The organism is Marisediminitalea oceani (assembly GCF_003731635.1).
Taxonomy (GTDB): Bacteria; Pseudomonadota; Gammaproteobacteria; order Enterobacterales; family Alteromonadaceae; genus Alteromonas; species Alteromonas oceani.
In genome coordinates this window covers 1-26,315 of record NZ_RCUA01000008.1, presented here as the reverse complement: position 1 = coordinate 26,315, position 26,315 = coordinate 1, and the positions used below count along the sequence as shown (strand labels likewise).

The 26,315-nt window shown below is 48.4% G+C and carries 23 protein-coding genes; 12 read left to right on the top strand and 11 right to left on the bottom strand.

Annotation, left to right across the window (positions count from 1 at the left end; genetic code table 11):
* Nucleotides 1-18: 18 nt before the first annotated feature.
* Nucleotides 19-1,119, bottom strand: a complete 1,101-nt coding sequence (locus D9T21_RS02315) for an ISAs1 family transposase (protein ID WP_123323549.1) — start codon at nt 1,117-1,119, stop codon at nt 19-21.
* Between the two features lie 214 nt (nt 1,120-1,333).
* Here D9T21_RS02315 and infA point away from each other — a divergent pair, with 214 nt between their 5' ends.
* On the top strand, nt 1,334-1,552 hold the full coding sequence (gene infA, locus D9T21_RS02310) for a translation initiation factor IF-1 (RefSeq protein ID WP_014949333.1): 219 nt from the start codon (nt 1,334-1,336) through the stop codon (nt 1,550-1,552).
* A 99-nt stretch (nt 1,553-1,651) separates the two neighbouring features.
* Here the strand turns inward: infA and clpA are convergent, their stop codons facing one another.
* The gene (clpA, locus tag D9T21_RS02305; protein ID WP_123323548.1) at nt 1,652-3,931 is read right to left on the bottom strand and encodes an ATP-dependent Clp protease ATP-binding subunit ClpA; all 2,280 of its coding nucleotides are present in this window, start codon (nt 3,929-3,931) and stop codon (nt 1,652-1,654) included.
* Between the two features lie 27 nt (nt 3,932-3,958).
* Nucleotides 3,959-4,279, bottom strand: coding sequence for an ATP-dependent Clp protease adapter ClpS (gene clpS / locus D9T21_RS02300; protein WP_105933968.1), 321 nt, complete (start codon nt 4,277-4,279; stop codon nt 3,959-3,961).
* Between the two features lie 210 nt (nt 4,280-4,489).
* Between clpS and cspD the strand changes: the two genes are divergently transcribed.
* The gene (cspD, locus tag D9T21_RS02295) at nt 4,490-4,708 is read left to right on the top strand and encodes a cold shock domain-containing protein CspD (protein WP_105933969.1); all 219 of its coding nucleotides are present in this window, start codon (nt 4,490-4,492) and stop codon (nt 4,706-4,708) included.
* A 280-nt stretch (nt 4,709-4,988) separates the two neighbouring features.
* Here cspD and D9T21_RS02290 read toward each other — a convergent pair whose 3' ends face one another.
* From D9T21_RS02290 to D9T21_RS02275, 4 genes are all read right to left on the bottom strand, one after another.
* Nucleotides 4,989-5,897 carry a hypothetical protein gene (locus tag D9T21_RS02290; protein ID WP_123323547.1) on the bottom strand — a complete coding sequence of 303 codons (909 nt, stop codon included), beginning with the start codon at nt 5,895-5,897 and terminating at the stop codon, nt 4,989-4,991.
* Nucleotides 5,898-6,155: 258 nt separating this feature from the next.
* The gene (locus tag D9T21_RS02285; RefSeq protein WP_123323546.1) at nt 6,156-6,686 is read right to left on the bottom strand and encodes a hypothetical protein; all 531 of its coding nucleotides are present in this window, start codon (nt 6,684-6,686) and stop codon (nt 6,156-6,158) included.
* Between the two features lie 507 nt (nt 6,687-7,193).
* Nucleotides 7,194-8,123 (bottom strand): hypothetical protein, encoded by a 930-nt coding sequence (locus tag D9T21_RS02280; protein WP_123323545.1) that lies wholly within the window; start codon nt 8,121-8,123, stop codon nt 7,194-7,196.
* Nucleotides 8,124-8,277: 154 nt separating this feature from the next.
* Nucleotides 8,278-10,503, bottom strand: coding sequence for an NADP-dependent isocitrate dehydrogenase (locus D9T21_RS02275; protein WP_123323544.1), 2,226 nt, complete (start codon nt 10,501-10,503; stop codon nt 8,278-8,280).
* Nucleotides 10,504-10,946: 443 nt separating this feature from the next.
* Between D9T21_RS02275 and D9T21_RS02270 the strand changes: the two genes are divergently transcribed.
* The 7 genes from D9T21_RS02270 (at nt 10,947) to D9T21_RS02240 (ending at nt 17,744) form a co-directional block, all read left to right on the top strand.
* Entirely contained in the window at nt 10,947-11,567 is a 621-nt protein-coding gene (locus D9T21_RS02270; RefSeq protein WP_123323551.1) for an rRNA large subunit pseudouridine synthase E, read from the top strand.
* A gap of 93 nt (nt 11,568-11,660) precedes the next feature.
* Nucleotides 11,661-12,776, top strand: a complete 1,116-nt coding sequence (mnmA, locus tag D9T21_RS02265) for a tRNA 2-thiouridine(34) synthase MnmA (RefSeq protein WP_123323543.1) — start codon at nt 11,661-11,663, stop codon at nt 12,774-12,776.
* Nucleotides 12,776-13,402, top strand: coding sequence for a high frequency lysogenization protein HflD (hflD, locus tag D9T21_RS02260; RefSeq protein ID WP_123323542.1), 627 nt, complete (start codon nt 12,776-12,778; stop codon nt 13,400-13,402). The genes mnmA and hflD overlap by 1 nt, the downstream gene beginning before the upstream one ends.
* A 14-nt stretch (nt 13,403-13,416) precedes the next feature.
* A complete protein-coding gene (gene purB, locus D9T21_RS02255) occupies nt 13,417-14,793 on the top strand; it encodes an adenylosuccinate lyase (protein ID WP_123323541.1) in 1,377 nt (458 codons plus the stop codon).
* Nucleotides 14,794-14,834: 41 nt separating this feature from the next.
* Nucleotides 14,835-16,019: an adenylate/guanylate cyclase domain-containing protein gene (locus D9T21_RS02250; RefSeq protein WP_123323540.1), complete on the top strand. Its 1,185-nt coding sequence runs from the start codon at nt 14,835-14,837 to the stop codon at nt 16,017-16,019.
* A gap of 75 nt (nt 16,020-16,094) precedes the next feature.
* Nucleotides 16,095-17,201 carry a cupin domain-containing protein gene (locus D9T21_RS02245; RefSeq protein ID WP_164464551.1) on the top strand — a complete coding sequence of 369 codons (1,107 nt, stop codon included), beginning with the start codon at nt 16,095-16,097 and terminating at the stop codon, nt 17,199-17,201.
* 84 nt (nt 17,202-17,285) lie between these two features.
* Nucleotides 17,286-17,744, top strand: coding sequence for a GNAT family N-acetyltransferase (locus tag D9T21_RS02240; RefSeq protein WP_123323550.1), 459 nt, complete (start codon nt 17,286-17,288; stop codon nt 17,742-17,744).
* Between the two features lie 59 nt (nt 17,745-17,803).
* On the opposite strand, the gene D9T21_RS02235 is transcribed toward D9T21_RS02240, so the two are convergent.
* Nucleotides 17,804-18,208 carry a DUF4826 family protein gene (locus D9T21_RS02235; RefSeq protein ID WP_123323538.1) on the bottom strand — a complete coding sequence of 135 codons (405 nt, stop codon included), beginning with the start codon at nt 18,206-18,208 and terminating at the stop codon, nt 17,804-17,806.
* Between the two features lie 5 nt (nt 18,209-18,213).
* On the bottom strand, nt 18,214-21,255 hold the full coding sequence (gene ydiJ, locus D9T21_RS02230; RefSeq protein WP_123323537.1) for a D-2-hydroxyglutarate dehydrogenase YdiJ: 3,042 nt from the start codon (nt 21,253-21,255) through the stop codon (nt 18,214-18,216).
* Nucleotides 21,256-21,435: 180 nt separating this feature from the next.
* Here ydiJ and D9T21_RS02225 point away from each other — a divergent pair, with 180 nt between their 5' ends.
* The 3 genes from D9T21_RS02225 to D9T21_RS02215 all read left to right on the top strand — a co-directional run bounded on the left by D9T21_RS02225 (nt 21,436) and on the right by D9T21_RS02215 (nt 23,920).
* Nucleotides 21,436-21,651, top strand: coding sequence for a YgaP family membrane protein (locus D9T21_RS02225; RefSeq protein ID WP_123323536.1), 216 nt, complete (start codon nt 21,436-21,438; stop codon nt 21,649-21,651).
* 17 nt (nt 21,652-21,668) lie between these two features.
* Nucleotides 21,669-23,582 (top strand): putative bifunctional diguanylate cyclase/phosphodiesterase, encoded by a 1,914-nt coding sequence (locus D9T21_RS02220; protein WP_123323535.1) that lies wholly within the window; start codon nt 21,669-21,671, stop codon nt 23,580-23,582.
* A 104-nt stretch (nt 23,583-23,686) separates the two neighbouring features.
* The gene (locus D9T21_RS02215) at nt 23,687-23,920 is read left to right on the top strand and encodes a PGPGW domain-containing protein (protein ID WP_123323534.1); all 234 of its coding nucleotides are present in this window, start codon (nt 23,687-23,689) and stop codon (nt 23,918-23,920) included.
* 32 nt (nt 23,921-23,952) lie between these two features.
* Here D9T21_RS02215 and D9T21_RS02210 read toward each other — a convergent pair whose 3' ends face one another.
* Complete coding sequence (locus D9T21_RS02210) at nt 23,953-24,948, bottom strand: Solitary outer membrane autotransporter beta-barrel domain (RefSeq protein WP_164464550.1); 996 nt, start codon at nt 24,946-24,948, stop codon at nt 23,953-23,955.
* 158 nt (nt 24,949-25,106) lie between these two features.
* A partial coding sequence (ltrA, locus tag D9T21_RS02205) for a group II intron reverse transcriptase/maturase (protein ID WP_123323532.1) occupies nt 25,107-26,315 on the bottom strand: 1,209 nt, incomplete at its 5' end.

Below are 26,315 nucleotides of genomic sequence, written 5' to 3'. Positions count from 1 at the left end.
CAGGGCAACCGCATACTTTTACCCAAAAATAAGCTCTGCTCTGAATTCATCGGCCCAGCCAGCCATTTTGAGTTTGCTTCTCATGCTGGCTTTCTTGGGGTGTAAACGAGCCATATTCAAACAAAACCGCCTAATCACTCCGACATTTTCCGCTCCGTCCTCTTTGCGTATTCGGCTATCATCTTCTTTGAACGTCACGTCTAACACCCAGTGGACTTTATTTTCGACTTCCCAGTGTGCTCGGATAGCCTGGTTGACCGCAACGGGGTCAATATCCAGTGAACTGATGTAATATTGCGTTTCAGTGCTCACCTCTTTGTCTTTAAGGTGGCGCTCTCGCTCTATTTTGATAACACTGCGTATACCTTTCCAGTGCTGTGCTTCACTTATCCACTCACTGACTCTTAGTTGCTGGCACCGGCGTACTTCAATTCGTCCATGGCCAGAATCAGTCTGTTCATTACAGGCAATCCAAGCGGGATTATCCCTCTCTACCTTATGGAAATAGGCGGCAATTTCATCGCGTAGTTGTTTGTGGTTGTTTTTGATGCAGAGCACATAATCTGCGTTCTCCGAGCTGATTTTCTCGACTATCTTTTTCTGAGAGTTCATGGCATCTGCACTGATAAGAGCGCCTTTAATATTAAGCGTGTCGAGTAGGTCCAATACCGAAGCATTCTCATTTTTCTTGCCCGATGACTTCAGTTGCGCAAGCACTAAACCTGCATCTTTGCTCCAGGCGGTAATGCTATGTAATGCCGTTTGCTTATCGCCATCGTAGGAATGACGAAGTGTCTTACCGTCGATGGCAATTTGAGGCTTACCCGTTTCAACACGCACTTCATTCACCCAATTCATAAAGGCTTTATTTAATTGTTCAGGGCATATTACTCGAACAATTCGGGCAATGGTATCGTCAACAGGAATGCCGTTTTCAAAGGGACGGTATTGGCGCAACCAATCAAGTTTATCTCGACCAAACACTTCTATATCGCTCCAACCCTCTGCTCCAGAAAGGACTGCACTCACAGTCAGAAATATCACATCAATAAAGTCATGTTGAACATTAATTTGCGTGCGGGGATCGGTAACTTCTGAAAAATGGCTTAGAAAACTCATAATTAACTCGTGTCATCAAAAAAACTATTTGATCACACTAATGATGATAAATATAACGAATTAAATCGATCAGATATCAGAGTAATTTAACAAAAGTACGATCTTGCCCTGCAGCAATTCGCCAATTAGCTTATTTAATTCTTTACTTATATCTATGAATTGGTTAATGTCTGCGCGGCGAAAAATTTGTGATTAATTGAGGTTATTGCTTTAGATGGCGAAAGAAGATTGTATTGAAATGGAAGGTACGGTACTGGATACCCTGCCAAATACCATGTTCCGTGTTGAATTAGAAAACGGTCACGTAGTGACTGCGCATATCTCTGGAAAAATGCGTAAAAACTATATCCGCATTCTGACCGGTGACAAAGTGACAGTGGAAATGACACCCTATGACCTGACTAAAGGTCGTATTGTCTATCGCGCGCGTTAATTCATACCGGCCTACGCCAGCTTACGCGATAATGTGATAAGCATAAAAAAACCCGAACCAAGTGTTCGGGTTTTTTGTTAGTTATGTACGGCGTCCGGATTAATCACTGGACTCAGCGGCCGACTCAGTCTGATCCTCAGAGTTGTAAACAAATACCAGTTTGTCGTCTTCTAAGTCGACTCTTACATCACCACCGTTGCTCAATTTACCGAACAATAGCTCGTTCGCCAGCTCTTTCTTCAGCGACTCCTGAATCAGGCGTGACATCGGGCGTGCGCCCATAGACTTGTCATAGCCTTTTTCGGCCAGGTGCGCTCTTGCTGCCGGTGACACTTCCAGCGAGACACCTTTAGTATCCAGCTGAGCCTGCAGTTCGATAATAAACTTATCCACCACCTGCAGAATGACATCAGTATCCAGGTGATTAAACCAGATAATCGAATCCAGACGGTTTCTGAACTCCGGTGAAAACACCTTGTTGATTTCACTCATGGCATCATGGCTGTGATCCTGCTGTTTGAAACCAATAGATGTTCGGATAGTTTCCTGAACGCCCGCATTGGTTGTCATTACCAGTACCACGTTTCTGAAGTCCACTTTACGGCCGTTATTGTCGGTTAGCGTACCGTGGTCCATCACCTGCAACAGAATGTTGTAAATATCGCTGTGGGCTTTTTCAATCTCATCAAGCAGGACTACCGAGTACGGGTGTTTGATGACCGCGTCGGTGAGCAGACCGCCCTGATCGAAGCCTACGTAGCCAGGAGGCGCACCAATCAGGCGACTCACAGCATGACGCTCCATGTACTCAGACATATCGAAACGTACCAGCTCAACGCCCATAATTTTGGCCAGTTGCTGAGTTACCTCAGTTTTCCCTACACCGGTAGGACCAGCAAACAGGAATGACCCGATAGGCTTCTCTTCTGTACCAAGACCCGCGCGGGACAGGTGAATGGCATCAGACAGCGACTCAATCGCTTTATCCTGACCGAATACCACCATTTTCAGGTTACGGCCCAGATTTTTAAGCACTTCTTTATCTGACGCAGAGACCGATTTTTCCGGAATACGCGCCATCTTGGCAATGATTTGCTCAATCTCGCCCACGTTAATGACTTTCTTACGCTTCGACTGAGGTAACAGGCGCTGGCTGGCGCCAGCCTCATCCATTACATCGATCGCTTTATCCGGTAAGTGGCGTTCATTAATATACTTGGCCGACAGTTCTGCTGCCGCCTGCAGTGCTTTTTGCGTAAAGCGCACACTGTGGTGCTCTTCGTAGCGTGACTTCAGGCCCTGCAGAATTTTGGTCGTGTCGGTAACACTTGGTTCCGTCACGTCCACTTTCTGGAAACGGCGTGCCAGAGCACGGTCTTTTTCGAATATACCCTGATATTCCTGGTAGGTAGTTGAACCAATACAACGCAGTTCCCCCGAGCTCAATTTTGGTTTGAGCAGGTTAGACGCATCCATTACACCGCCAGATGCCGCACCGGCACCAATAATAGTGTGGATTTCGTCGATGAACAGGATAGCGTTCTTATCACGGGATAACTCTTTAAGAATACCTTTTAAGCGTTTCTCAAAGTCGCCGCGATACTTAGTACCAGCCAGCAGGCCACCCAGATCTAACGAGTACACTGTGCACTCCTCAATCACCTCAGGCACCTGTTTTTCTACGATGCGGTAAGCAAGTCCTTCGGCAATTGCAGTTTTACCTACGCCGGCCTCACCCACTAACAGCGGGTTATTTTTACGACGGCGACATAAAATCTGAATAGTCCGTTCCAGTTCGGTGTCGCGGCCAATAAGCGGGTCGATTTTCCCTTCCTGCGCCTGACGGTTCAGGTTGGTGGCATATTTTGCCAGTGCTGAGCCCGACTCCTCGCCTTCAGCGGTTTCCTCGCTGGCTTCATTGGATTCTGGCGCTTCATCTTCGGCTTTGCTCACGCCGTGACTGATAAAGTTAACTACGTCCAGACGAGTTACGTCTGACTTTTTAAGGATGTAAACAGCCTGGCTTTCCTGCTCGCTAAAAATGGCAACCAGTACGTTAGCGCCGGTAACTTCTTCTTTACCCGATGACTGGACGTGAAAAACGGCACGCTGTAACACACGCTGAAAACCCAGTGTAGGCTGAGTTTCGCGATCGCTTGCCTGATCATCGAGGATTAACGGTGTGGTATCCTTCACAAACTCTACCAATTCGCCACGGATATTATCGATATCCGCACCGCAGGCTTTGAGGGCTTCCTGAGCAGCCGGGTTATCTAACAAGGCCAACAGCAAGTGCTCAACCGTCATAAATTCATGACGATGCTCTCTTGCGAATACAAAAGCCTCGTTTAACGTCTGCTCTAATTCTTTATTCAGCATATACATTGCCCCTGTTAGGTTTATAACTCACGCCTGTTCCATCGTACACATCAACGGGTGTTGATGTTTACGGGCATATTGATTGACCTGCATGACTTTTGTTTCTGCTATCTCAGCAGTATAAATGCCACATACAGCCTTGCCCCGGTAATGAACAGTCAGCATCAGTTGGTTTGCTTTTTCAGCATCCATCCGGAAAAAACGCATCAAAATTTCTACCACGAAATCCATTGGCGTGTAGTCATCGTTATTCAATAGGACCTTATACATCGGAGGCGGTTCAGTCTTCTTCCTCTCCTGCTCGAGTAAGCGTTCCTTATCGATACTAATGGCGTTACCTTTACTCATAATTTAATCATAGTGCGTCTGCAAGCAATTTATTATCTTTTTTACCATTAATTTGTTCGGAAAAAAATAAAATGCACTTGCATAATGCGGTCAAAATATCTACAGTTTTAGTATGTTTTGTGAGTGACGCACAAGACTAGCTGTCCCGTGCCTTAATTGTATTGTGGGGGCAGTTTCCCGTGAGTTCAAGGATTAAGAGGAAGTCGAAGTATGGCGGTTGGCAAAGTTAAATGGTTTAACAACGCGAAAGGGTTTGGATTTATTGTGCCCGAGGAAGGTGGCGAAGACATATTTGCTCACTACTCAACAATACAAATGGAAGGCTATCGATCATTAAAAGCAGGTCAGGAAGTCACTTTTGAAGTACAGCAGGGCCCTAAAGGGCTGCATGCTGAAAACATTGGTATTGTCGAGGACGAAGAGCGATAGCGCACCTCCCCAAGAAATAGATTAAGTAACAAGCCTTACCCGGTAATCGAGTAAGGCTTGTTTATGCGACCAGCAAAAGGCTGTTTTTTATATCTGCCTTATATCTTTTTACGTCTTATTAGTTTTTATTAGTCTTATTGCTTAAGGTTTTGCCTGGCTTTTCAGAGCTACCTCCGCCCGCCCCTCATTTATCATTAGGTTTCTGCTATGGGTGAGTTCTCTCACTCAGTGCCCAAAGCGATATTATTCAGCTAAGCTGGCAAGAAACATAAATCACTAACTAATCAGTTCCATGTATAGCGATCGCTGGTTGCTTAGCTTTTAACGACATAGCGTTAATAGACAAATCCTGCGCAGTTAAACCACGGTTGATATCAATGCCTGTATACCACCATTCGTGGGCATCAATACTAATAGGCCCGCGTACACGCTCGAAGAAGTGTGTGGGGAAGGTAAAGCCATCTATTTCAGTGTATTTAAGGTAAGTGGTATCGGCATGTGCGCCCTTTGTGGCATCGAAGCCATCCAGGGTGATGTGTACCCGATAGGTTAACGCAGATTGTTTATTTACCCACAACGTAACGTAATCGCGTTCTGACAACCCAAAACCGGGGGCTAACCGTGCGTTGATCCGGTAATACCCGTTGCCATCTTCGGTTGTATCCGGCAGCCTTTGCCAGTTCTTTACCCGTTCATGTAACGCTAATGGCCCCAGGGTGAACAAGTAAAACGCGTCAGCGGTAAGTGCTGCCGCCGCATTTTTCTGCTCGTCTCTGGTTATTTCCCCGTTGTACGCCACTTTTATCTCGTTCGGCGTTCGATATACCTGCTTGTTTCCACCGTCCCCCTGATAGTTTGCAAAGTATAATTGCTCATTTAACAACAACCTTTCTTCCGATTGTTGCCGATAGTCGGCATCTGCAATTAACGGCTGAATTTGTGTAACCAGAAAGTGCCACTCGCCATCAATTGCCACGTTTAAATCATTCAACTCATCAAGGTTTGCGCCGCCATGTTTCTCAAGCGTGAGGGCGAAGATATCATCAGCCGTGCGATTGTCCGGCTGTCGCTGCAGTACCTGCTCAAACTGAGGTGAGGTTTTAGCACAACCGCCACAAACTATTACCAGCGCCAGCAGCACATATTTATTTTGCAAATTATTCAAAAAACCGGTTAGAGGAAATCCCATTTCGAATCTCTTTAACTGTAATACGTGGAAATGTGTCTTATACAGCGAAGCAGTCGTTGTGGATTATTAACGTTAGTTGATGATTGCGGCCGTGGTAACGGCAACACTGACTCAATAGCCTATGCAACAGGCTTTTTATAAATTTCCTGTTGCAAACACAATTGAATAGACTGTTTTTAACCACTCACGTGTAATGGTTGTCATGTGAATTTTCGGGGTCAGACACGCTCAGGTATTGGCTGGTCGATTCGGTGATTATTAACCATCACGCTCGACTTCAACTGTTGCATCTTCAAATATGGGGACGAATTCATCATCGTTTTGAAGCTTTAAAAGTATTGAAAAGTTAAAACTTTGAATATCGGCTGGTAAATTATCAAAGCCAGAATTAACGGAGAAAACGAAGTTTCCACCATTTGTATTCGTCAATAATTGCTGGACTTCCTGAAAATTTTGAACAGATTCTGCGCTCAAATTTAAAGTATATTCGTTTTTGGCTTCGTCAAACGCGAACCAACCTTCTTTGGCAGGAATGGCTCTCCTCTCAAGTAGCGATAGTGGAAATTTAAAAACCCTGTCTCCCTGCTCAGTTTCTACCTCAAGTCCTAATTCAACTTTTTCAATATCAATTTCGATTGGTTGGTCGAGAATGATCTTTGCTCTGATATCCGCAGGTTTTATGGCAACAAAGTCACTCTTTTGATATGAGCTAAATTTCAACATTGTACTCAGCGGTATGCTCGCACACCCACTAAGAATAAATACGATAAAAAAACAAAATAACTTCATTTAAAACATCCTTGTTATGGCTAACGCGATTGCTTGATTGGGTAACTAATAATGGTAGGTGACAGACACTTCTTAATACTGGTCTTCCTTGAGGTGTATCGAAACTAATCACACCCCTAAAATCCCAACATAATTTATTGATAACAATACCTTACACCTAATTATAAACTCATTTCCAATGATTTATTTGGATGCGCGAAAACAGACTATTTTTGGTGAGCCAGCCTTTTGAGGAGATCCCTGATATCGCCCGGCGATTCAGGGATGACAAACTTGGGTAGTCTCAGCTAATAGGAAGGGTGCCTATGGTGACTTATTTACTGTAGATATTAATCCTAAGAATTCTGGAAGTGCATGAGTCACTATCCCCAGGTAATAACTTCGGTACAGTTAATCGGGCGATTTCTAATCATTACTTACATCAGGAGTAAGTAGCCAAATCATGGTTTGCAATCCGGCCATACTTACCCCTCACACATAAAAGCGTTCACTGCCCTGTGTCTGCGCTTAATTGTTTGGGCTGGTGACATTTGGCAGCACAAAAGATTTCACGTTGCTGTGTAAGCGGATCCACAAACCAGGATTAGCATCCAGTAAGCCTGCCAGTTCCTTTTCATCCTGTGGTAATGAGGTTTGCCTTACTTTCGCGTAGGTGCTGATTTTCGCCGGGGCTGTATCTGCATCCACCACCGATTGCACAACTTTTTTAGCACCCAGTATGGCTGCAGGCCCCAGGGTAAGGATGTATTGCGCAGCGCGGCACTGAGCTTCATCCTCGGCGCTGATTTCGCTGCCGCCGGCTTTGAACTTGCTGATATGGTGCTCAAGTATGGAACTGGAGATGGGAATAATACCCGCCATATGATGAGCTCGTGCACCGGAAAAGGGTTTAATGTATGCCAGGTGAGAGGCGTCATTGGCCTCTGGCCCGTGGCCAATAAAGAAAATATCCAGGCCGCCTAAACTTTCAAGCTTGTTAAGGTAATCAGTTAATGCCCCCTCAAGATCCGGGGTATCGGTTTGCATAGGCGTAAAGCTTTTAATTTTTGCAAAAAAGGCTTCGCCGAGGATGCGTTCGAAATCACGCACAAAACTCAGTCCGTTACCCATAGCCAGCGGCGCCAGGGCATCCTGGGTAAAAACATTGAGCCTGGCTAATAGTTCATCGATTTCGTTGGTAGCGGCTTTCTCACCGAGCAGGCGGTGTAATTGCTGGGCACCACGCCCACCAAGCAAAGCAATGTTAATGTCGCCGGTTTTCGCCTCTGCCGTGCTGAGCAGTTCCTTAAACATGGCTTCGCCCACCTCGACTTCAGACGGTAACACCATGGGCTCAATGCCATGATCAGAGGTTGAGGCAAGAACCGGCTCATTGAGTGCCAGCCACATGTTGCCATTTTTATCTTCGCGTTGAAAAAGAGACGTTGCTGTGGTCATTATTCACCTGTTGCATTGTTAGCAAAACGTAAAATTAGTCGGTCAAACGGTACCAAGAAGACATTTAAAAAACCAGTGCCACCGGTAGCATTTTCACCTAACAAAAAACCGGCCGAAGCCGGTTTTTTATATAAATCAAAAACTAATGATTTAATTAAGCGCCAAGAATTTCGTTAAACGTGGCACTTGGGCGCATTGCTGCGGCAGTTTTCGCTTCGTCAGGCAGGTAGTAACCACCGATATCCTGAGGCTTGCCTTCAGTTTCATTGATTTCTTCAATGATCTTATCAATGTTCGCCGCCAGCTTGTCGTAGATTGGGCCAAACTGAGCAGCCAGTTCGGCATTTTCTGTTTGCTTGGCCAGCTCTTCTGCCCAGTACATTGCCAGATACACGTGGCTACCACGGTTATCCAGTTGACCGGCTTTACGCAGCGGCGACTTACCATTGTTCAGCAGTGCTTCTGTGGCTTTATCCAGTGCAACGGCCAGTTGCTTGGCTTTTGCATTACCGTGTTTGATAGCCACGTCTTCAAGCGATACCGCCAGTGCCAGGAATTCACCCAGTGAATCCCAACGTAAGTGACCTTCTTCAACAAACTGCTGAACGTGCTTAGGTGCAGAACCACCCGCGCCGGTCTCATACAGACCACCACCGGCCATCAGCGGCACGATTGACAGCATCTTCGCGCTGGTACCCAGCTCGAGGATTGGGAACAGGTCGGTCAGGTAGTCACGCAGTACGTTACCGGTAACAGAAATAGTATCCAGGCCACGGATAGCGCGTTCCATTGAGTAACGGATAGCACGAACCGGTGACATGATTGAAATGTCCAGACCATCTGTGTCGTGATCCTTGAGGTATTTCTCTACTTTCTTGATCAGCTGTGCATCGTGCGCACGCTCATCGTCCAGCCAGAATACCGCCGGCATGCCAGATTGACGAGCACGGGTAACGGCCAGTTTCACCCAGTCCTGAATAGGGGCGTCTTTGGCCTGACACATACGCCAGATATCGCCTTCTTCCACTTCATGCTCAATCAGTACGTTGCCGTCTTGATCAACAACCTGAACGGTACCGTCAGCTTCCATTTCGAAGGTTTTGTCGTGTGAACCGTATTCTTCGGCTTTCTGCGCCATCAGACCAACGTTAGGTACTGTACCCATAGTAGTTGGGTCGAAAGCACCGTGGGTCTTACAGAAATTGATTACTTCCTGATAGATAGTCGCATAGGTACTTTCCGGGATAACCGCTTTAGTATCGTGTGGCTTTCCATCCGGACCCCACATCTGACCAGAGTTACGGATCATCGCTGGCATAGAAGCATCTACGATTACGTCGCTTGGTACGTGCAGGTTAGAAATACCCTTGTCTGAGTTTACCATCGCCAGTGGCGGGCGATCGGCGTAGCACTTGTTGATGTCGCGCTCAATCTCAGAACGCTGAGACTCAGGCAGAGTTGAAATTTTGTCGTAAACGCTGCCCAGACCGTTGTTCGGGTTAACACCCAGCTCGTCAAACAGGTCGCCGTATTTTTCAAACAACTCTTTGTAGAATACTTTAACGCAGTGACCGAATACGATGGGGTGAGACACCTTCATCATAGTGGCTTTTACGTGCAGTGAGAACAAAATACCGGTGTTCTTAGCATCTTCGATTTGCTCTTCGAAGAACTGACACAGCGCCTTTTTGCTCATGTACATGCCGTCGATAACTTCACCAGCCAGCAAATCAACTTTTGGCTTCAGGGTCTTTTTGCTACCGTCTTTGCCGGTAAATTCAATGCTTACATAGCCTTCTTTTTCAACGGTTACTGATTTTTCACCTGAGTAAAAGTCACCGCCACGCATGTGCGCAACGTGAGTTTGTGAAGCCTGGCTCCACTCACCCATGCTATGCGGGAATTTTTTCGCATAATTCTTAACTGCAGTTGGCGCACGACGATCTGAGTTACCTTCACGCAGAACCGGGTTTACTGCAGAACCCAGTACTTTACCGTAGCGTTCGCGAACGTCTTTTTCTTCGTCAGTTTTTGGATCTTCAGGGAACTGCGGTACGTTGAAGCCTAGTGCGTTCAGCTCTTTGATAGCTGCGCGCAACTGCGGGATAGACGCACTGATGTTTGGCAGTTTAACGATATTCGCTTCCGGATCCTGCGTCATTTCGCCCAGCTCGTTCAGGGCATCAACCACTTTTTGGTCGTCAGTCAGATAATCAGGGAAATGGGCCAGAACACGAGCGGCTAGAGAGATATCACTTACTTCAACATCGATATCAGCTTCGGCGGCAAAGCGACGAATAATGGGTAACAACGAGTAGGTGGCCAACATTGGCGCTTCATCGGTTTTGGTATAAATAATTGTAGACTTACGGTTGGTCATTATGTACCTCAATAGTTGCAGTAGCTGGCTGCGTTTTTTCCATTCAACAAATTCCAGCCGCTTATTTCAGACTATTACGTTCTGACAAGAGACCGGATCTCGTGATTTTCCTGCGTACCTACATGTGTCAACCTGAAGGGAGTATCGATTCACGCACGCAAAATACTCAGTATCCACTTTACTGAGTATTTAATTCACTAATTTTACAGGTTGACGCTGGCCATGTAATGCACATGAATCATAAGGTCTTTAGTATAGGGTCAAGCGAACCAGTTACAAGTCATACCTTTGTCTTAATTACGAAAAAATGGTTAATAAATTAGTTTTCATGGGTAATTATTCAACAAAGCGTACAAAAATCCATCACCAGCAGGTTGCCGGTGTGCTTAAACAACAACTTTGATAAACTGTTTACTCAAATCTCACCGGCCAGCAATAGTTGCATGACTTCAACCGTAATTCTGTTTAATAAACCCTACATGGTGCTTTCGCAGTTCACCGACGCTGAAGGCCGTGAAACCCTCAAAGATTACATTCAGGTTCCCGATGTCTATGCAGCAGGACGGCTCGACCGGGATTCAGAGGGGTTACTGGTGCTTACCGATAATGGCGCGTTACAACATAAACTCGCCCACCCGAAGGCCAAAACCAGCAAAACTTACTGGGTACAGGTGGAGGGCGAAGTATCAGATGAAGCCATTGAAGCGCTACGCAATGGTGTGGAATTAAAAGATGGTCTGACCCGGCCAGCCAAAGTACAGCGCATGGCAGAGCCTGCGGTATGGCCTCGCAACCCGCCTATTCGGGAGCGGGCGAATATTCCAACCACCTGGTTATCCATCACCATCAGCGAAGGCCGTAACCGCCAGGTGCGTCGCATGACCGCCCATGTAGGGAATCCTACCCTGCGACTTATCCGCTACCGGGTAGGAAACTGGACGCTGGATGGCATTGCCAATGGTGAGTACGTCAGCATGCCCGGGCCGCCAATGAAACCGGTCGATAAGGCAAATAAACGCCCTGCCCGACGAAGCCGGCCCAAACAACGGCAAAAAACACGTTGAGCGCCGCAAAAAGGCGCTTTTAGAGGTGCCAAAAGTTGCATTTTCTGGTAAACTCCGCGCCCCGTAAATAACATGAGAGTGCACAGTAAAATAATGTCTCAGCTTGCCACTTCGGCCCCCAATAAACAAAAAGTCATCGTCGGTATGTCCGGTGGTGTGGATTCTTCTGTTTCTGCTTATTTGCTCCAGCAACAAGGCTATGAAGTTGAAGGCCTGTTTATGAAAAACTGGGAAGAAGACGACAATGACGAATACTGTGCCGCGGCTGAAGATCTGGCCGATGCCCAGGCAGTTGCCGATAAGCTGGGTATTTACCTGCACACCATTAATTTTGCTGCCGAGTACTGGGACAACGTATTTGAGTACTTTCTGGCAGAATACAAAGCCGGCCGCACGCCGAACCCGGATATAATGTGTAACAAGGAAATCAAATTTAAGGCTTTCCTTGAATACGCTGCCGAAGACTTAGGTGCCGACTTTATTGCCACCGGCCATTATGTGCGCCGCCGCGAGGTGGACGGCCACTGGCAGATGCTGCGCGGTCTGGACAATAACAAAGATCAGAGCTATTTCCTTTACACTCTGGGCGAAGAACACGTTGCTAAAACCCTGTTCCCGGTGGGCGACATCGAGAAACCTCAGGTTCGGGAAATTGCCGAGCAACAAGGCCTGGTCACCGCTGACAAAAAAGACAGCACCGGCATTTGTTTTATCGGCGAACGTAAGTTTAAAGACTTCTTAAGTCAGTACCTGCCGGCTCAACCCGGTATCATCGAAACCGCCGAAGGTGTTGAAATTGGCCAGCATGAAGGGCTGATGTATCACACCCTGGGGCAGCGTAAAGGGCTGCACATTGGCGGCCTGGCCGAATACGGCGACGACCCCTGGTATGTGGTAGACAAAGACGTTGAACGCAACGTGCTTATTGTTGGTCAGGGCGCCAATCACCCTCGCCTCTACTCAGACGGTCTGATTGCCAAGCAATTGCACTGGGTAAACCGTACCGTGCCAACCGAACCATTCCGCGCCGCTGTGAAAACCCGTTACCGCCAACAGGATATTCCCTGCCTGGTGACGCCCACCGGCGATGATCAGGTAAAGGTAACCTTCGACGAGCCACAAAAAGCGGTTACGCCCGGTCAGTCTGCGGTGTTTTATCAGGACGAAGTCTGCCTGGGTGGCGGCATTATTGAGAGTTACCTACGCTAATGTTGGATGCAGCCATCGAAAAACAACTGGGTCTGGCGGGTGTTTGTCAGGCCGCAAGACTGGTGCAGTCGATTGCCCGTACCGGTGAAGCCGATAAACAGGCAGTAGAAGCCAGCTTATCCAGTATTCTGGTCACCGATTCTGACACCACACAGCAGGTGTTCGGCCAGTTGGAAAATTTAAAAACCGGTTTTCAGGTAATTGTTGGCCAGTTAGGCGATCATAACTCTAAAAAAGATACCGAGCTGACCCGTTATATCGCCAGTGTGCTTGGACTCGAGCGAAAACTGGCAAAAAACAGCAAGGCCATGAACGAGCTGGGTGAGCGTATTTCCCATGTTCAACGCCAGCTGGCGCATATGGACTTTGAAAGTCCGCAGATTTTATCGTCGCTGGCGAGTATTTATTCAGACGTGATCAGCCCGTTGGCACCAAAAATTCAGATTGCCGGAAATCCCAGCTGCCTGAGTCAGCCACTCAATCAACACCGGGTTCGAGCCCTGTTGCTGGCAGGTGTGCGCGCCGCCGTCTTGTGGCGACAGCTGGGCGGTCAGCGCCGACAGATTTTATTTAAACGTAAAGCAATTCTACGCAGTGCCCAGCAGGCACTGAGATTAATGAACTAATTGAGGAGCAAAAGGTGGAACTATCCCAATTAACGGCAATTTCTCCGGTCGATGGTCGGTATGCCTCTAAAACAGGCGAGTTACGGTCTATTTTTAGTGAGTACGGCCTGCTTAAATACCGGGTTGAAGTTGAAGTCAGATGGTTACAAAAACTGTCCAAGCTGGACGGTATCACCGAAGTCCCTGACTTTTCTCCTCAGTCGCATAAACTGCTCGACAGCATTGTGGCAGAATTTTCGGTGGACGATGCCCGCCGCATCAAAGAAATAGAACGTACCACCAACCACGACGTAAAAGCAGTAGAGTATTTCCTTAAGGAAAAAGTCGCAGATAACAGCGAACTGAACGCTATCAGTGAGTTTATCCACTTTGCCTGTACCTCAGAAGACATCAATAACCTGTCGCATGCCCTGATGTGCACTGAAGCCCGCGATACCGTTATCCTGCCTTACTGCGATAAGCTAATCGATGCGCTTAAAGATCTGGCTCGCGAATACCGCAGTATTCCAATGATGGCTCGTACGCATGGTCAGCCGGCATCGCCAACGACCATGGGTAAGGAAATGGCTAACGTGGCCGTGCGCTTACAACGTCAGCGCGACCAAATCGCGGCAGTAAGCCTGCTGGGTAAAATTAACGGTGCAGTAGGTAACTACAACGCTCACCTGTCGGCTTATCCAGAGCTTGACTGGCACACCATCTCTGAAGATTTTGTCACCAGCCTGGGCATTACCTGGAATGCCTTTACCACGCAAATCGAGCCGCATGATTACATTGCCGAGCTGTTTGATGCCATTGCACGGTTCAACACTATCTTGCTGGACTTCGATCGTGACGTCTGGGGTTACATTGCGCTGGGTCACTTTAAGCAAAAAACGGTTGCCGGCGAAATCGGCTCCTCTACCATGCCGCATAAAGTTAACCCTATCGACTTTGAAAACTCAGAAGGTAACCTGGGCATCGCTAATGCGATTTTCGATCACCTGGCTGCCAAACTACCGGTATCACGCTGGCAGCGCGACCTGACCGACTCAACGGTACTGCGTAACCTCGGTGTTGGCGTTGGCTATGCCGTTATCGCTTATCAGGCAACGCTTAAAGGCATCAGCAAACTGGAAGTTAACGAGCAAAGCCTGCTTAACGAGCTGGACAATAACTGGGAACTGCTGGCTGAGCCTATTCAAACCGTTATGCGTCGTTACGGTATCGAAAAGCCATATGAAAAGCTTAAAGAACTGACCCGCGGTAAGAAAGTGAACGCTGAGGTAATTGCCGAATTCATCGATAACCTTGAATTACCACAAAGTGCCAAAGACCAGCTGAAACAGCTGTCTCCACAGGCCTATATTGGTGACGCAATCCGTCTGGTAGATCAGTTACTGGGCGAATAAGTCTTTGCTACACTTGGCAACTCCTACATTAAGGAGTTGCCATGTTACCGCTAACTACTTCCCTTCCCGCTTCGCAGCGTACTTCTGAACAACTCAGGCAAACACTTAATCTTACTCTGCTGCTATTTACGGTAGCCATGCTGTTACAACTCCCGGCACTGTATTATTTTGCGCGCCCGGACTCATTACAAAGCTACAACTGGCTGGGTCATTTTCTGGCCTTGCTCTCACTGTTACTGACTCAGCGACAAGTGAGTCTAAACCACCTTAAAGTAGCTCTGTTTATGCTTTATTACAGCTATCTCACCTGGGTATTACTGTTATGGCCAGGGTTATCTAATACTCATTATTACTACCTCCTCGCCGTGGTGATAAGCGGGTTTGTGTTTACCCGTGCTGAACGACTGGCGCAATGTACTGTGCTGACTGGCGCAGTATTCTTATTCAGTCTGTTTAGTATTCTTCACTATCAGCCACAACTGGAGTTTGGCATCCTGCGTCTGACCAACGACCTTACCCTCGGCGCCCTGAGCCTGGGTATTTACCGGGTGCTTCGCCAACAAACTGTCGACCGCTGGCAGGGCCTGCGCGGCGCACACCAGTCCTCTGTGAATACCCTGAATCAATTACTACCAAAAGATCCCGAACAGCCCGCTAGTTTCTGGCAGCCCGGGAAAACCCGGCGCTACCCTCTCGCCTGCGTGTTATTTGCCGATCTCAGCGGCTACACAACCCTCAACCGGCAATACGGCGACCGCGTTATTCTTACCGGTCTGAAGCGCCTTTATTCAGGTATTGATAGTTTATGTGACCAGTTTGCGGTAGAAAAGATCAAGACTAATGGCGACCAGTATATGGTAGTGAGCAATTTACAAAACCAGGCAGATAATAGTTGTTGTGTACAGATGTATCATTTTGCCTGTGCTTTGCACCATATGATTGCTCGCTACAGTGATAACCATCACCTTAATTGTGCGGTGCGCATTGGTATCGCTACAGGCCCTTTGACCGCAGGCATGATTGGTAGAAACCGGCCTTCTTTTGATGTTTGGGGTGAAACGGTTAATCTGGCCGCCTGCCTCGAGCAGAATGGTGTCAGAGAATATATTGCGGCATGCCCTGTTACTGTAAAACACCTTCCTGCTCATCTGGTAGCAGCCGAAACCAACCTGGCAAGCAGCAAACATCCTGATACAACCATTTACTATCAGCTTAAAATCAACTGACAACGATCGGCTGTGGGTTTTAATCCACCGCTAACCCGGGGATAATGGCGCAAATGCAAAACGATAATGATAACTGTGCTTAATTTAGATATTGCTGCTTTTTTACAAACCTACTGGCAGAAAAAACCTTGTGTTATTCGCAATGCCCTGCCTGATTTTACCGACTTCATTGATGAACACGAGTTGGCGGGCCTTGCTATGGAGCCAGAGCTTGATAGCCGGGTAATCAGCAAACAAGCAGAACAATGGTCTGTTCAGCAAGGGCCCTTTGAAGATTTCTCGGCTTGTCAGGGACAATGGACGCTGCTGGTTCAGGGTGTAGACAGATTTCTTGACGACGCCAGCGAGCTTATGCAGAAGTTTAATTTTATTCCCAACTGGCGGGTAGACGATCTGATGATCAGTTTTGGGGTACCAGGTGCCGGTGTGGGCCCCCATGTTGACCAGTACGATGTATTTTTGCTGCAAGGTAAAGGCAGCAGGCGCTGGCGGGTGGGTTCGCCCGAGGGCCTCACCAGCACCCAGCCGGTTAAAGGGCTGTGTCAGGTGGATGACTTCACACCGGTGATTGATTGTGAATTACAGCCCGGCGATATTCTCTATATCCCGCCTGGCTGGCCCCATGATGGGGTAACCCTCAGCGACAGTCTGACTTACTCCATCGGCTTTCGGGCACCGGATCAGGCTCAGCTAGGCAACTATCTGGCCGAGCATTTGCAAACACAGTCAACCGGTGCAAAGCGCTATACCGACCCGGCACTGGTCCTGTCAGACTCGCCGGCGGAAGTGTCGGCCAAGGAAGTCGATGCACTCAAAGACTTGTTGCACCAGGCCATCGATGATGACAGCTTCAGTCAAAACCTTTTAGCCATGTTAAGCGAGCAAGGTATCGAGCCTGAGATCAATGAACCAGTTAATAGCCAGTCTCTGCAGGAGCACCTCGAATCAGGGGCTACACTGGTTAAATTGCCGGGTTGCCGGCCACTGTTAAACAGGCAATTCCCGGATTGTTTATTTATTAATGGTGAGGTAATTAAGTTCGCTCCTGAAAATTACCCGTTAATGTGCCAGCTGATTAGCAAGGCCGACATTGATCGCACTGATATGGCACCCGCCCCGGATAAACTGGATATTTTTTACACATTCACTACACTGGTTAATATGGGTTACTGGGAACTCTGACCTGAAAAAGCGCTGTACAGGTGCAGACAACTCACCGGGATTACCTGCTGGCAACTCTGCCAGCAGAGCAACATGGGGGGAAGTATGGCGTATAAAGTCCAGCAGGTACTTTGGCAAGAGGCCTGTGATCAACTGAAAACACTCAGAAAAGCAGTGTACGTACTGGAATGGCAACTTCCGGAAACCACCGAATTTGACGATTTAGACAGCAAAGCCGCCCACGTTTTACTGTTTTGTGATCAGGACACCCCTATTGCTACCGGTCGCCTAACCCCAAGCGGCGAGCTCGGCAGAATCGCTGTATTACCCGGCCACCGCACCCTGGCGGTTTATAAGCTATTGTTCGCAGCCCTCCTCAAACACGCCGAATCGCAAAACATCAAACAAATTCAGTTACAGTCCGAACTCGCCAGTGTCGAGTTTCATCAGGCTAAAGGGTTTAAGCCAGTTGGTAAGGTGTTTATGGAAGCCGGCATACCCATGCAAAAGATGGTGTGTAACCGGCAAAACTTTGATATTCCGGATGTACGGCATATTCATTAATGCCGCACGGGCCCCTGGTTGAGGCTAAAAGGTTGGGAATTAGTATGAGGTAATAGAGACTAACCCCAAAGTCCCTCGTTTTCTTGCAGCAGGTAGATTTTTTCCGCGCGGTCTGCCAGCAATTGTGCATAGGACGTTTGGCTGGCATCTCCTTTGTCGTTATTCTGCAGTAGATTTTCAGCTTTAATTTGCCAGCGCATCGAAAAATAGCGCAGCGCACCACGAGCATCCTCAGCGTTATCGGCAAGAGTAAAGTCGGTTGGCAAATCACCGGTTACTACCCAGTACATTTTGCTATCCATGGCTTTAATTTTCCACACCGCTACCAGCGGTGCCAGATAACGGCATTCTTCGGTTACCACGGTGTCAAAGAGCACGCCTTCCTTTGCCAGAAACTGGTTTGCTTGCTGAAAGGCTTCGCGGGCCCAGGTCTGGATTTGTTCTTCTGTTAGTTGTTCTGTCATAGTGCTTATGTTCTTTTAGTTAGACACTGCAATAACACTTGCAGCGGGTGTTTTGGTTTAAACTCATCGATTCGGTTTACCTGACTGCGGCAGGAATAGCCGCTGGCCATTATTTGTTGCGGCTGGTAACGCGCTACCGCCTGCTGCCAGCTCATTTCATAAATGCCCAGCGAGTTGGCTTTATTGACCGCTTCATGGCCGTAATTGCCGGCCATGCCGCAACAGCCCACTTTCACGATGTCAGTTTTTTGTCCGACTCTGGCAAAGAGATCCTGCCAGATTTGCTCGGTTTTCGGCAATGCTGTCTTCTCGGTGCAGTGGGCAAACAATGCCATAACCGGCGCGTCAGAGGTAGCATCACCACTCTGCCAGGTTGACTCAGGGAGTGTCGCCAGCCACTCATGGACAGTATGCACTACAAAGTCTCCGCGCGCGGCACCAAGTGCTTTGTACTCATCCCGATAGCACAGGACCAGCGGCGTATCGACCCCAACCATGGGTATATTTAAGCCCGCAACCTGATTTAGAAAGGCTGCGGTATCAGTAGCTGTACGGGCAAATTTTTCCAGAAAACCGATCACGTGCAGAGTTTTGCCATTGGGCTTAAATGGCAGTAACACCGGCGTTTTGCCAAGCGCTCTGATCAGGCGACCAAAATCGGTGACCACTTCGGCATCATAATAACTGGTAAACGGATCCTGCACGATTAACACGTAGTTGTCGCGTTGTTCGGCATCCAGTTGTTCCAGTTCGGCCAGGTCGAATGTTTGCATTACCTCTGCTGACCGCTCGGTTAGCGTAGGTACCGACAATGGCGGCGCATCCACATAACCGGCTACCTTTTCAAGCAGCGATTTTGCCAAGCCGTTATTCATCAGCGCATTGCTAACCTTAGGCAACTTAGCCATCAATGGCGTAAGCGATTCCACATTGGCCACCAGATGATGTTTGAGAGGACGCAGATAGCGCTGATAGTACACATTTAAAAACTGTGCTCTGAATTCTGGTACATCCACTTTAACCGGGCACTGACTGCTACAGGATTTACACGCCAGACAGCCATTCATGGCTTCCAGCACCTCATGAGAAAAGTCTTCGGTATCAGCGCGGGTGTTTTGCCAGCGTGTTAGCCAACTGGTTTTATACTGTCCATTCATCAACGCCTGATGATCCACGCCCTGGTTCGCCAGTAATCGCAGCCACTCACGAATTAAACCAGCCCTGCCCTTAGGGCTATGACGGCGGTCGCGGGTGATCTTGCTTGATGGGCACATAGGCGACGTCGTGTCGTAGTTAAAACACAGACCGTTGCCGTTACAGTCCATAGCGGGCTTAAAGGTTTCTTTAAATGCCACCGGTATGGTGCGGTCGAGGGTCGCGCGTTTCGGATCGCTCACCTTCACCAGCTCGTCGTCACTGTCGATTGGCGTACAGATTTTTCCCGGATTCATTTTATTGCCCGGATCAAATGCGCCCTTAATACGACGAAGTTCGGTAAATAATGACTCGCCAAAAAACGCCGGGCCATACTCACTGCGGAAGCCCTTACCGTGCTCGCCCCACATAAGACCACCGTATTTGGCCACCAGAGCAACCACTTCATCGGAGATCTGATGCATGAGCTTTTCCTGCTCCATATCGCACAGATCGAGCGCCGGGCGCACGTGTAATACGCCGGCATCCACATGGCCAAACATACCGTACTGCAGGCCGTGGCCGTCCAGTAAGGCGCGAAACTCCATAATAAAGTCTGCGAGATTCTCAGGCGGCACGCCGGTATCTTCGGCAAAGGCGATGGGTTTCTGGCTGCCTTTGGTATTACCCAGCAGTCCCACCGACTTTTTGCGCATCGCATAAATTTTATTGATATCAGCTTTGTCAAAGGTGAGCTGATAGCCAATCACGCCATATTCACCTTTTTCGGCCGACGCCGTGAGCTCTTCCTCTAAACGGGCAATGCGTTTTTTGATTTCGTCCAGGTCATTACTGTTGTACTCCACCATATTGAGGCCAAGCATTTCTTTGCCCGGCACATCTTCAATCAGATTAGAAATGGAGTGCCAGATAATATCGGTGCGGGCCAGATTGAGTACTTTACTGTCGACGGTTTCCACCGACGTCGCCTGCGCCGCAATCATGCGTGGCGCATGGCGTAAGGCAGACTCAAAAGAATCATATTTAATGTTTACCAGCGCAGTATGCTTTGGAATTTTGGTCAGCGATAATTTGGCTTCGGCAACAAACACCAGCGAGCCTTCCGAGCCGGTGATCAGTCGGCTGACATCAATTAACTGCTTTTCTTCGTCAAAAGCGTGTTCTAAATCGTAGCCGGTTAAAAACCGGTTCATACGTGGGAACTTAGCCAGAATGTCTTGTCGCTTACCGCGACAGGTATTAAGCACCTGGCGCAGAATACGCCCGTAGGTGTCACTGCGGGTAGCTTGCTGCTCAGCTTCGGCAACCGATAATGGCTGGGTTTGCAGTATTTCACCATTAGCCAGTACCGACGTTAAACCCAGTACGTGATCGCTGGTTTTACCGTATACCAGGGAACCTTGGCCTGATGCATCAGTGCTGATCATACCGCCCAGTGTGGCGCGGTTACTGGTCGATAAATCCGGCGAAAAGAAAAATCCGTAAGGCCGTAGGGCGTCGTTTAGCGCGTCTTTGACCACCCCGGACTGAACTCTTACCCAGCCTTCTTCTGGATTGATCTCCAGCACCTTATTCATGTGCCGGGACATGTCCACCACAATTCCATCGGTCAGGCTCTGGCCGTTAGTACCAGTACCCCCCCCCCGGGCGCTGAATTTCACCTGCGGATGCTGGTTAGCCAGTTCACCAATGATCTGTAAATCGTTAATGCCTTTGGGATGAATTACGGCTTGCGGTAACTTCTGATATACCGAGTTATCCGTTGCCACCGCCAGGCGGCTGCCATAGCTGTATTCAATGTCGCCGGAAAAAAAGGATTTCTCCAGGCGTTGAAGGTAGGTTCTGTAATCATCAGAAACGGTCGATTCAACTGGTACAACAGGTAAATTCAAAGCTACGCTCTCACTGGTGAATAGGCGGCTAAGTATACCTAGGCTAACGCAGGGTCTCCACCGTTACCGGCTGATTTTTTATCACCATTTATTTGGCGATATTACCTAACTGCTTGCAAATAAATTTAACCAACTATAATGTTGGGTTATAATAATGAAAATTGCAGCAGGATTTCGTTAATGGCCATAACATCTAACCTCAACCCATTAGATCGATCCATTCGTGGCGTGATTGGTATTAGCATAACGGCCTTTGCACTGTTTAACGGGGATCTTATCGGCGATGTGTTTATTGAAGTCCTGCTGGGGACCTTCGGATTGTTAAATCTCATTTCGCTGTTTACAGGCTGGTGTCCGGTGTACCAGCTGGCAGGCATTGACACTCGCAAACACTGAATCACACCGCGGCACCTATGCAGCAAATTGCCAAAATAAAGCAGGATAAGTCAGTTAGGCCCAGGCTTATCTGGGCTTGTTTGTGTGTTGCATTACTGGTGTCGGCCATCTATGTAACGGTCTCTTACCGGCTGACGGCCGATATCACCGTTCGTTCAGAATTAAAGGCGATGGGCCACATCACCAGCTTAGTCAGTAACGAACTAAGCCAGGTAAAAGATGCCAATGATGTAGACAGCATCTTAAATGAAATTCTGTTATCGGCTGTCAACAGTCCGGCGTTTATTAGCGTAACCACCCCACAGCAACAGTGGCACAAAAATCTGCTGATATCTGCCACCAAACGTAGCACTCTGTTGCAGTTAGTGGCCGAAGCAAAAGACAATGCCGAGCCCATCGAGGTAGATGACAACACGTTCCTGTGGCAGCAGCAAAGGATTGGTCAGTATCAGATAACCTTTGTACAGCAAACCCAGGCGCTGGACGTTACTCTTGAATTTGTTGCCAAACGACTGCTGGTTACCTCTATCATTGTATTCTGGATAGCGGTCTGGCTGGCTCTTACCCTTGCCTCACTGATTGCCAGGCGGGCAGAACAGGTTAATGAATCGCTGGCGTATATTGCCACACATGACTCACTCACCGGACTGCCGAACCGCCTGTACCTGATTGAACTGCTCGAAAATTCACTGGGCCCGGCAACCGACGAAACCGACGCGCCGGTTGACGAAGGCTGCTTGTTGATAATCGACCTCGACCGCTTTAAAGAGGTTAACGATTCATTTGGTTACGCCGCGGGGGATACTTTATTAAAAGAGATTGCCAGACGCGTTAGCGACTTAATCAGTGCCCCGGCCGAACTCATCCGCACCGGCGGCGATGAGTTTTTTATCTGGGCCCCCGACTACACCATTGAACAAGCTAAAACACTGTCTTTAGAGATCGTAAATTCCTGTAGTTCTCCGATCCTCATTAACGGACTTACCGTTAATAGTGGTGCCAGCATAGGCATATCTCATTATCCCAGTCAGGCCGATGACACTGCCGGCTTGATTGTATGCGCCGATACCGCAATGCATAAAGCCAAGGCTATGCGCAGCGGCTGGCAGGTATTTGACAACAAGAAAATCGCCGACTACAAAGACATACTGCAATTGCGCGCTGAACTCAGTGACGCGCTCGCGCAACAGCAAATTATTTTGTACTACCAACCCAAGGTAGACTTAGCTACGGGCGAAGTCACCGGTGCCGAAGCTCTCTGTCGCTGGCAGCACCCGCGGCTGGGTTTACTCGGTCCGGGCGAGTTTATCGACCTGATTGAACACTCCGGAAAGGTTCAGGAGTTTGGCCGTTACATTATTGCCAGCGCAGCGGCTCAGGCTGAACAGTGGTATTCAGATGGTCTGCTGGTGCCTATTGCCATTAATCTCTCGCCCTACAACCTGCTGGACCCGGGGCTGGCGGAATTTATTAGTGAAACGCTTAACTGCCATCAGATCCCGCCGCAGTTTGTTGAAATAGAACTTACCGAAAACGAAACCTGTATAAACATCGATTATATTCAGTCTGCTCTGGCGCAGATCCGCGAATTAGGCGTTAGCCTGGCGATTGATGATTTTGGCACCGGCATGAGCTCGCTGGCGTATTTGTCGGAATTACGGGTAAATGTGTTAAAAATAGACCGGGCGTTTATCTGTGACCTGACCACTAACCAGGGCCATCGCGCAATTATTGCTGCTGCCGTCACACTCTCACAGTCATTTGGCTGCGATATGGTGGCTGAAGGGGTAGAAACCCAGGAACAGGCGCGTCTGCTTTATGATATGGGCTGTCGGGCTGCTCAGGGCTTTTTGTTTGCCCGCCCGATGCCTGCAGAGGCATTCCGCAGCTTGCTAACCCAGCAAAAGCCACAATTTACCGATACGTTTTAAGCGTTAAAGGGAAAGCGATATATTTTATTACATTTATGATTTTGTACTCTTTGCATAACTGACTAAAATGGCGCCTATACATTAACCACCCTGCATCCTGAAAAATGAAAAAAACCATCCGATTAAGCCTTGGTGCCATACTGTTCCTGACCGGGATTGTGCTTACCCTGCTACCAGGTTCTATTTTGCTGGTGATTGGTGGTTTAATGCTGCTCAGTTATGACTGGCCCAGAGCCCGTTCGTGGTTGCGCTTTTTTCAGAATCAAATGACCAGCTCGGCGCGCAGACTCGACCGCCTGCTACTTAATCGACGCCTGCGTAAATCCAGAGCCCGGTAATAACAACGCAGATAACCGCTAGCGTAAGCCCGCTACATCTCCTCATTAAATAGCAGTACCACGCTACCGCCACTTAAATTGCTGCCGGCGTTAACGGACACACCTATACCGATGCTGTCCAGCCAACTATCCGGACTACTGGTGTCAAGCAGCCAGCCGACCCCAAACTGATAATAGTGGTGCGTACCCATAGGCTCAACCGCATCGCCTGTTAGGTCGATACGTCGCATCAGAGCTCGCACCTGCGTGCTGCGGCCATAGACCTCAGGCGTATCAAAATGAAAAGTTAACGTATTACTTAAACGGCCGGTCTCTACCCCGGTTTGTTGATAGCGGCTGTCGGTATTAACTGTATGGCCCAGCGCATGGCGGTACTGTATTTTATAATCAAAGCGCCGGCCCAGCAGCTTGCCACGGTAGACAGCACTTACTGCCGGATCTGCCAGCCATACCTGATAAGAGGTATTGAGTAACTGACCATCAAAAAAACCACGCAGGGCTAACAAGGCCGGATCCTGATATTCGAAATGGTTGCGATAATACAGGTACTGAGCACTCATGCTGAAGGCCAGTTCCCAGCCTTTTGATAAGCGGTAAAGCCAGTTCTTCTCACCATAAGCGATGATGGATTCTTCATCGAAGTTATTGATGTATTCCGGTTCGCTGTAAATGATGTCCTGATTGGAGCCCACATAAGAAATTCTCACACCATAGCTGGTTTGCCAGTTTGCCGAGAGTTTTTGTGGCTCAAAAGACCAGGGTAGCGAGTAAGTGCGCAGCGACTTGCGCAGGGCAAAAGATTCGTCATTACCAACATTGATATCACCAAAATCGGCAAACTCATTGGGATCAAAGTCCATTATCCCCAAAGAAATCAGTGATGAGTCGGCTACTACTACCGTTGGCGCGGTATTCTGCGCCACAAACTCCCTGATAAGCTCGCCTATCACATCAGAGGCCGAGGCTTCCTGCCCCAGCGCAGGCCCGGTAAATGTGTACAGTATTCCAAGTGAAAATAACCGCTTCAATGGGTAACGCCGGCTGCGGCACATAGTGATCAATTCCCTGATTTCTTACTACTTTATAATAACTGATAACCGGCAATATCGAGTAGGGTGAGGCGTCTCCGCCTCATCCCTCTCACAGAACCGTACGTACGGACCTCGTATACGGCTCATGTACTGGTTTATCCAGCGTAAATGCTGGGCACATTCCCCGTTCTAACATCTCCCAGATTCACCAGTCCTAGTTCGTTGAACCAGCTGTTTGGCATCGCGTAGCTTGCTAACGGGCTTCTTGCGCTTCGCCAACTCGTCATGTTCATGCAGATGAACTTGCCTTTGTATCCTCGCTGTCGTAGCCAGCGATGCAGGCGGCTCGCCTTCTTCCATAACTTAAGTTGAACGCTTCGCAGTCTGCGTCTTAGCCAACTCGCAATTTGTTTGAATGCCCTGCTAGCATCGGCAATCCTGAAGTACTGGCTAAACCCTCTTAGCAATGGGTTCAGTCCATTGATGACACTTTGCAACGGTTTTCCTCCATTGCGTTTTGTCATCTGCTTTAGCTTCCTTCTGAACGCCGCCAGTTTCTTCGCTTGAATTCGGGTATGTTTTGTCCCGATTTCCACGCCAAGGAACCTGACTCCCGCATCACTGTGCGTGATATGGGTTTTCTCTGTGTTCACTGTCAGCTTCAGTTTACCTTCAAGGATTTGTGTCGCTTGTCGCTGCGCATTCTCTGCCGCTGAACCACTCCGACACAAGATAAGAATGTCATCAGCGTAACGCACTATGCGGTGGCCACGCTGTTTCATCTCCTCATCAAACGCATCCAGATAGATGTTCGCTATCAATGGGCTGATTACCCCACCTTGCGGACTACCTGCCTCTGTCTGCTGCCAATGCCCATCAACCATTACCCCACTTGTTAAGAACTGACTGATTAAGTTCAGCACGCTACCATCTCGTACCCGTCTTTTGATGCTTTTCAGGATAAGCCTATGGTCCAGCTTATCGAAGCACTTCGACAGATCCATATCCACCACGTGTCGTCGCTCATATCGACGGATGAACATTGTGGCTTTATTGATGGCATCATGACAGCTCCGCCCCGGTCGATAACCAAAGCTTGATGGATGGAACTGCTCTTCGAAAATGGGACTCAGGATATCAGTCAAACTTTGTTGAACGACTCTATCCCGTACTGATGGGATCCCCAGTAACCGTACTCCCCCCCCTTCTTTCGGGATTTCCACCCGCCTGACCGGTTGAGGGGTATAGCGTTTGGTTTCGAGTTCGAGGCGTAATTGCTCAAGATTATCATCCAGATTCGAGGCGAACTCGCTCAGGCTCTGCCCATCTGTTCCGGCCGCGCCTTTCGCTTTGAACACCTTTTT

Excerpts from the sequence above, each read along its gene's own strand:
- D9T21_RS02220 (WP_123323535.1), top strand. The coding sequence starts at position 21,669 with ATGCAGCAAATTGCCAAAATAAAGCAGGATAAGTCAGTTAGGCCCAGG.
- hflD (WP_123323542.1), top strand. The coding sequence starts at position 12,776 with ATGTTGGATGCAGCCATCGAAAAACAACTGGGTCTGGCGGGTGTTTGT.
- D9T21_RS02290 (WP_123323547.1), bottom strand. The coding sequence starts at position 5,897 with ATGGGATTTCCTCTAACCGGTTTTTTGAATAATTTGCAAAATAAATAT.
- D9T21_RS02285 (WP_123323546.1), bottom strand. The coding sequence starts at position 6,686 with ATGAAGTTATTTTGTTTTTTTATCGTATTTATTCTTAGTGGGTGTGCG.
- D9T21_RS02275 (WP_123323544.1), bottom strand. The coding sequence starts at position 10,503 with ATGACCAACCGTAAGTCTACAATTATTTATACCAAAACCGATGAAGCG.
- D9T21_RS02250 (WP_123323540.1), top strand. The coding sequence starts at position 14,835 with ATGTTACCGCTAACTACTTCCCTTCCCGCTTCGCAGCGTACTTCTGAA.
- D9T21_RS02280 (WP_123323545.1), bottom strand. The coding sequence starts at position 8,123 with ATGACCACAGCAACGTCTCTTTTTCAACGCGAAGATAAAAATGGCAAC.
- clpA (WP_123323548.1), bottom strand. The coding sequence starts at position 3,931 with ATGCTGAATAAAGAATTAGAGCAGACGTTAAACGAGGCTTTTGTATTC.
- clpS (WP_105933968.1), bottom strand. The coding sequence starts at position 4,279 with ATGAGTAAAGGTAACGCCATTAGTATCGATAAGGAACGCTTACTCGAG.
- infA (WP_014949333.1), top strand. The coding sequence starts at position 1,334 with ATGGCGAAAGAAGATTGTATTGAAATGGAAGGTACGGTACTGGATACC.
- D9T21_RS02225 (WP_123323536.1), top strand. The coding sequence starts at position 21,436 with ATGGCCATAACATCTAACCTCAACCCATTAGATCGATCCATTCGTGGC.
- cspD (WP_105933969.1), top strand. The coding sequence starts at position 4,490 with ATGGCGGTTGGCAAAGTTAAATGGTTTAACAACGCGAAAGGGTTTGGA.
- mnmA (WP_123323543.1), top strand. The coding sequence starts at position 11,661 with ATGTCTCAGCTTGCCACTTCGGCCCCCAATAAACAAAAAGTCATCGTC.
- D9T21_RS02240 (WP_123323550.1), top strand. The coding sequence starts at position 17,286 with ATGGCGTATAAAGTCCAGCAGGTACTTTGGCAAGAGGCCTGTGATCAA.
- D9T21_RS02215 (WP_123323534.1), top strand. The coding sequence starts at position 23,687 with ATGAAAAAAACCATCCGATTAAGCCTTGGTGCCATACTGTTCCTGACC.
- D9T21_RS02270 (WP_123323551.1), top strand. The coding sequence starts at position 10,947 with ATGACTTCAACCGTAATTCTGTTTAATAAACCCTACATGGTGCTTTCG.
- D9T21_RS02235 (WP_123323538.1), bottom strand. The coding sequence starts at position 18,208 with ATGACAGAACAACTAACAGAAGAACAAATCCAGACCTGGGCCCGCGAA.
- D9T21_RS02315 (WP_123323549.1), bottom strand. The coding sequence starts at position 1,119 with ATGAGTTTTCTAAGCCATTTTTCAGAAGTTACCGATCCCCGCACGCAA.